General features: G+C 68.7%; 5 protein-coding genes. 4 read left to right on the forward strand and 1 reads right to left on the reverse strand.

The window, feature by feature from the left end:
- The first annotated feature begins 395 nt into the window (after positions 1–395).
- The 4 genes from GXY15_07225 to GXY15_07240 all read left to right on the forward strand — a co-directional run bounded on the left by GXY15_07225 (position 396) and on the right by GXY15_07240 (position 4,802).
- A complete protein-coding gene (locus GXY15_07225; protein NLV41004.1) occupies positions 396–923 on the forward strand; it encodes an adenine phosphoribosyltransferase in 528 nt (175 codons plus the stop codon).
- A gap of 69 nt (positions 924–992) precedes the next feature.
- On the forward strand, positions 993–1,829 hold the full coding sequence (locus GXY15_07230; GenBank protein ID NLV41005.1) for an HAD family hydrolase: 837 nt from the start codon (positions 993–995) through the stop codon (positions 1,827–1,829).
- Between the two features lie 76 nt (positions 1,830–1,905).
- Positions 1,906–4,365, forward strand: coding sequence for an alpha-mannosidase (locus tag GXY15_07235; GenBank protein NLV41006.1), 2,460 nt, complete (start codon positions 1,906–1,908; stop codon positions 4,363–4,365).
- On the forward strand, positions 4,362–4,802 hold the full coding sequence (locus GXY15_07240; GenBank protein ID NLV41007.1) for a hypothetical protein: 441 nt from the start codon (positions 4,362–4,364) through the stop codon (positions 4,800–4,802). The genes GXY15_07235 and GXY15_07240 overlap by 4 nt, the downstream gene beginning before the upstream one ends.
- A 36-nt stretch (positions 4,803–4,838) precedes the next feature.
- On the opposite strand, the gene GXY15_07245 is transcribed toward GXY15_07240, so the two are convergent.
- Positions 4,839–6,023 carry a hypothetical protein gene (locus GXY15_07245; protein NLV41008.1) on the reverse strand — a complete coding sequence of 395 codons (1,185 nt, stop codon included), beginning with the start codon at positions 6,021–6,023 and terminating at the stop codon, positions 4,839–4,841.
- Between the last annotated feature and the right edge of the window lie 186 nt (positions 6,024–6,209).

The raw sequence follows: 6,209 nt of genomic DNA on the forward strand, positions 1-6,209 counted from the left end.
CCCGCAAAGTAGACGCGCCATCTTGGCGCGTTCTTGGGGTTTTCGTTGGCTCAAAGAACGCGCCAAGATGGCGCGTCTACTTTCCGGCCCTCCCGCAGCCCTCACTTCATAGGCAGAATTCCCGCCTTCGGCGGTCTGGGGCTCGCGATGACGCGTTGGTGACTGGTGCCTCGCAAAACTGCAGGCCACCCCGTCATTGCGAACGAGCGAAGCGAGGGAAGCAATCTCGTTCTCGGAACGGCCCCGGTTTCCACAGCTTCTTGTCCGGGGATACGGGCGGCGCGATGCGGTCTGTTGCGCGGGGTCGGGGCGGAAATGCTACACTTTTCCCCGGCGGCTGAGGCCCCCTTCGCCGCCGGAGGCATCTTGTATTCCCCAACGGCGGAGGCCTTTTCATGAATCTTGCGGAATGCATTCGCAACGTGCCGGATTTCCCGAAGCCGGGCATCCAGTTCAAGGACATCTCGACGCTCCTGCTCGTGCCGGAGGCTTTCCGAGAGACGGTCCGGCGCTTCCGCGCACGCTACGCCGACAGGGATGTGCAGGGCATCGTGGGGGTGGACGCCCGGGGCTTCGTGTTCGGCGGCGCGCTGGCCTATGAGATGGGCATCCCCTTCATCATGGCGCGCAAACCGGGCAAACTGCCCGCCGACACGGTGTCGGAGTCGTACAGTCTGGAGTACGGCGAGGCCACCCTGGAAATCCACCGGGACGGCATCGCCCCCGGCCAGCGGGTGCTGATCATGGACGACCTGCTGGCGACGGGCGGCACGGTCGGCGCGGTGGCCAAGATGGTCCGCAAGCTCGGCGGCGAGGTGGTCGAGGCGGCCTTTCTCGTGGAGCTGCCCCCCCTGAAGGGGCGCGAGAACCTCGCCGCGCTGGACGTGCCCGTCTTTTCGCTGGTCGAGTTCATGGTGGACTGACCGGCGCGTTTTTCACGCATACCAACCCGGGGCCAACGGCCCCGGCGCAGAAAGGAAGCAGTGCATTTCATGGAGCAGAAGTTTCTTCCGGGAACGGAAATCGAGATTGTGAACGAGAATGTGGTGCGCGGCCGGCTCCGCCACCTGCTTTTCGACTTTGACGGCACCATCAGCCTCCTGCGCGAGGGCTGGCAGAAAATCATGGGGCCGGTCTGCGTGGAGATGATCTGCGGGGAGCACCCGGCCACGCCGGAGATTGAGGACGAGGTCCGGCGGATGATTGACGAGACGACGGGCATCCAGACCATCTTCCAGATGGAGCGCCTGGAGGAGATGGTGCGCGCAAAGGGGCTGGTGCCGGAGGACAACATCCTCACCCCGGCGGAGTACAAGCAGGTGTATCTCGACCGCCTGATGGTCCCCGTGCGCCAGCGCATCGCGCGGCTGCAGGCCGGCGAACTGACGATTGACCAGGTGACGGTGGGAGGCGCCATGCGCTTCCTGGAGCTGCTCTCGAAGCGCGATGTCCACATGTACGTCTTCAGCGGCACGGACCGCGACGACGTCCGCAACGAGGCGGGCATCGTCGGGGCGGCGCCCTTCTTCGAGGAGATCTGGGGCGCTCTGCCGTCGAAGGAGGAGTACAGCAAGGAGAAGGTGATCCGGGACATCATGGCGCGCCACGAGCTGAGCGGCCCGCAGGTGCTCGCCGTGGGCGACGGCCCGGTGGAGCTGCGCAACGTGAAGGACGCCGGGGGTGTCGCCCTGGGCGTCTGCTCGGACGAGACGACCGGCAGGGGCTGGGACATGCACAAGCGCGAGCGCCTGCTCCGCGCCGGGGCGGACATCCTGGTGGCGGACTTCCGCGAGGCGGACAAACTGGTGCCCCACCTCTTCGCCGACTGACCGGCGGCACAGAACACATGCCGGGCGGCGCGGTCCGGTTTCCGGACACGGCCCGCCGTCCCGGGGAGGCGTCATCATGGACGAGCGGACCGTGTATCACATGATCGGCCACGGGCACATTGACCCCGTGTGGCTCTGGCGCTGGACCGAGGGCTACGAGGAGGTGCGCGCCACCTTCCGCAGCGCCCTGGCCCGCATGGACGAGACGCCGGAATTCCGCTTCACCGCGAGCAGCGCCTGCTTCTACCAGTGGCTCAAGGACACGGAGCCGGCGCTGTTTGAGGCGGTGCGCCGACGGGTTGCCGAGGGCCGCTGGGAGCTGGCCGGGGGCATGTGGGTGGAGCCGGACTGCAACATCCCCTGCGGCGAGGCCTTCATCCGCCACGGCGTCTACTCCCAGCGCTTCTTCCAGGAGCACTTCGGCCGCCGCGCGCGGATCGCCTTCAACCCCGACAGTTTCGGCCACGCGGGCACGCTGCCGCAGATCCTCCGGAAGCTGGGCATGGACGCCTATGTCTTCATGCGCCCGGACCCGGTGCGGGAGCGGGACTACCCCGGCGGGAACACCTTCTGGTGGGAGTCCGCCGACGGCAGCCGCGTGCTGGCCTGCAACCTCCCCCTCTGCTACAACGCCACGGAGGAGGAACTGCGCGCCCGGTTCCGCGCCCTGCCCGCCTATCCCCACCTGGTTCCGGGCCAGCGCGATGTCCTCTGCTTCTTCGGCGTGGGGAACCACGGCGGGGGCCCGACGAAGGAATCCATCGCGTTCATCCAGGAGACGCAGTGCGCGGACGGCGGCCCGGAGCTGCGCTTCTCCACACTGGAGGCCTATTTCGACGCGTTCAAGGCCCGCACCCCGGCGGACGCCGTGCCTGGGACGCGCACGGAGCTCCAGCACCACGCCCGGGGCTGCTACAGCGCGCACTCCGAGATCAAGCGGCTCAACCGGCAGGTGGAGCACGCCCTCATGACGGCGGAGCGCTTTGCCACCCTGGGCTGGCTCATGGGCGCCTTCCCCTATCCCTCCTCCCAGCTGGAAAAATCCTGGAAGGACCTCCTGTTCAACCAGTTCCACGACATCCTCGGCGGGTCCAGCCTGGAGTCCGCCTATGACGACGCGCGGGACGCCCTGGGCGGCGCGCGGCACCGCGCCGACGTGATCCGCAACCAGGCGATCCAGGCCATCGGCCGGGACGTGGACACCACGCCCGAGGGCAACACGCTCATCGTCGTCAACCCGCTCACCTGGCCGGTGGACGCGCCCGTGGTGGCGCCCCCGGCGGCGCGGCGCACCCTCGGCCCCGAGGTGCATCTCGTGGACGAGGCGGGGCACCCGGTGCCGTCGCAGGAGGTCCGGGGCGAGCGCATTGGCCACACCCGCCAGGCCTTCATGGCGAACCTGCCCGCCATGGGCTACCGCTGCTACCATGTGCGGGCGGGTGCCTTCGCGGCGCGGGCGAGCAATCCCCTGGGCGCGTCCCCCGCGCATCTGGAGAACGCCTGGTGGCGGCTGGACTTCGATGCCGAAACCGGCGGACTCAAGGGGCTCCACGACAAGCGGAACCAGGTGGACGTGCTGAAATCCGGGCTGGACTTGGTGGCGCTGGTGGACCATTCGGACACTTGGAGCCACGACCTCACGGAGTACCGGGTGGAGGCGGGCCGGTTCGGCGGCGCGCGCCTGGATTTGGTGGAGTGCGGCGACGTGCTGGCCACCGTGCGCAGCCGGACCCGGTTCCGCGAATCCGAGGCCGTCATGGAGACCACCCTCTACCGGGACTCCCCGCGCATTGACTGCGTCCTGCGGGTGAACTGGCAGGAGGCGCACACGGCCCTGAAACTGGCCTTTGAGACCCGCATCGCCGGGGACGCCGCCGCCTACGAGGCCCCCTACGGCCACGCCGAGCGCCCCGCCACGGGGGAGGAGGAGCCGGGCCAGCAGTGGTTCGACCTGTCGGGCGCGGTGGACGGCCTTCCCTACGGGTTCGCCGTGTTCAACGACTCCAAGTACGGGTACGATGTCCGCGGCGGCGTGATGCGCGTGACCCTCCTGCGCAGTCCGGCCTACGCCCACCACGACAACGGGCGGCACGACACCCGCGCCGCGTGGCCCCTCATGGACCAGGGCTGGCAAACGGTCCGGCTGGGCCTGCTGCCGCACGCCGGCGGGTGGCGGGAGGCCGGCGTGCCAAAGCGGGCCTGGGAGCTGAACGCGCCCCCCATCGTGCACATCGAGTCCGCGCACCCCGGCACCCGGCCGCCCGTGGCGAGCCTCGTGGGCACGGAGGCCGCGAACGTGCTGCTCACGGTGGTGAAGCAGAGCGAGGACGGCGCGGACCTCGTGCTGCGCGGTTATGAAACCGACGGGCGCGGGGCCACCACCACGCTGCACCTGCCGTTTTTTGCGAAGACCTGGGAGCTGCGCTTCGCCCCGCACGAGATCAAGACCGTCCGCATCAACCGGGAGACCTGGGAACTGCGGGAGACGGACATGCTCGAGGAGCCGTCCGAACGCTCCGCAGGAGGGAACGCATGAGCCTGGAAAGCATCGAGACCCGCTGCCTGAACTACCTGCGCCAGGCCGCCAACCCGCTGGTGCCCGTCCGCACGCTGCTGGCCCACTGCCTGCGCGAGGAGCCGGCTTCGGGAATCACCGAGCAGGCGCTCCTCGGCTTCCTGCGCGCCCACGGCGAGGTGATTGTCCTGGAGGGGCCCGGTGCGGAGGATCTGCCCGGCGGCGCAGTGGAGGGCGCCGCCGCCGTGGCCGGACCCCGCGCGCTGCTCAAGGCCCGCAAGCCGGACCCCGGCGCGGTGCTGCTCCTCCTGCGGGAACAGATGGACATGGTGCGCGCCGTCCTGGACCGCATGGCCCCCGAGGCGGACCAGGAGACCGACCCCGTCCGCCGCGCCGCCTTCGACACGCTTAAAGCGCGCGCGGAGGAGCTGGCGGAGAAGATCGGCCTGCTGGAATAGCCGGGCACGCCGTCTTCTGTCCTTCGGACCGGGCACTCAGCCCGCCGGGGCGGCCTCCGCGGCCTTTTCCGCCGCGCGGACCGGGGCGTCCCACCCGCTTTTCAGCGCGCGCAGCACGTTTTCGGACAGGAACTTGGCCACCTGCGCCTCGCTGAACCGGCGCAGCAGCGCATCGCGCACGCGCCGGTAGTCCCGCGGCGACTTGAAGTCCCGGGGCGGCCCCGTGAACCCGTCAAAGTCCGACCCGAAGGCGACCACGTCCTCGCCGCCCTTGTCCACCATGTGCTCCACTATCTTGACGATGACGTCCAGGCAGTCGCGCTTCTCCGGCTTGGTCAGGAAGTACGCCATGGCGATGACGCCGATGACCCCGCCCGTGTCCGCGATGGCCCGGATCTCCTCGTCCGTGGGGTTCATGGGATCCGGGCAGAAGGCGTGGATGCCCACATGCGACATGACCACGGGGCGTTTCTTCGGGTGCGCCGCCACGCGCGCCACGATCTCCGCGCGCGCCTTCGGCGTCGCGTGGCACATGTCCACCATCATCCCCAGGTCGCACATCCGGTCCACCACGTCCCGGCCGAAATCCGTCAGGCCCGTGTCCAGCTTGATTTCCTGCGTGAAGCACCCGATGGGCTTCAGGAACGACACCCCGCCGAAGGAGTCCACATTCCAGCACGACTCGTTCGGGTAGAGATGCGGGATGATCAGGTGGCACACGCCCCGCGCATGGAGCCGGTCGAGGGTGTCCAGATTCCCCCCCAGCGAGTGCCCGCCCTCCACGGCGTGCAGCGCCGCGACCTTCCCCGCCGCCATGATCCGGTCCAGGTCCCCGTGGCTCAGGGCGATCTCCATCACCGGGCCCCGCTCCGCGTTCACCCGGTCCACCAGCGCCTCAAAATGGTCCATGCACTCAAAGGTCAAGTCCGCCGGATCCCCCGCAAAGACATGGTCCACCCGGGACGAAAACTTGCGGATGCCGCGCAGGGGCCAGCAGTCCGAAAGAAAGTCCTTCTCCACAATGTAATGCGAGCAGAAAAAGGCCTTGACCCCCCCCGCGATCAGCGCGTCCAGATCCGTCCGCAGTGTCAGCGGAAAAAAGAACCCCGGCGGGTGGTGCCGCTTCAGGAAATCCTTCCCCAGCATGAAAGTCTTCAGCGTGGGATGCATGTGCATGTCCACCACGCCCAGCCGCACATCCGCCAGGGGACCGCGTTCCATGCCTGTGCTCCTAGTGTTGGGACGCCCAAAGCCCGCCCCATTGTACGCGCCCGGAACCCCAAAACCAAAGGTTTTTCAAGGGGCGGGGGGCGCACCTGGGCACCCCCGTCATTGCGAAGGCGCGCAGCGCCGGAAGCAATCCCGTGCAGGCAGGGCGTCGGCGTCACCGTCATTGCGAAGGCGCGC

It is taken from the genome of Candidatus Hydrogenedentota bacterium, assembly GCA_012730045.1.
Taxonomy (GTDB): Bacteria; Hydrogenedentota; Hydrogenedentia; order Hydrogenedentales; family CAITNO01; genus JAAYBR01.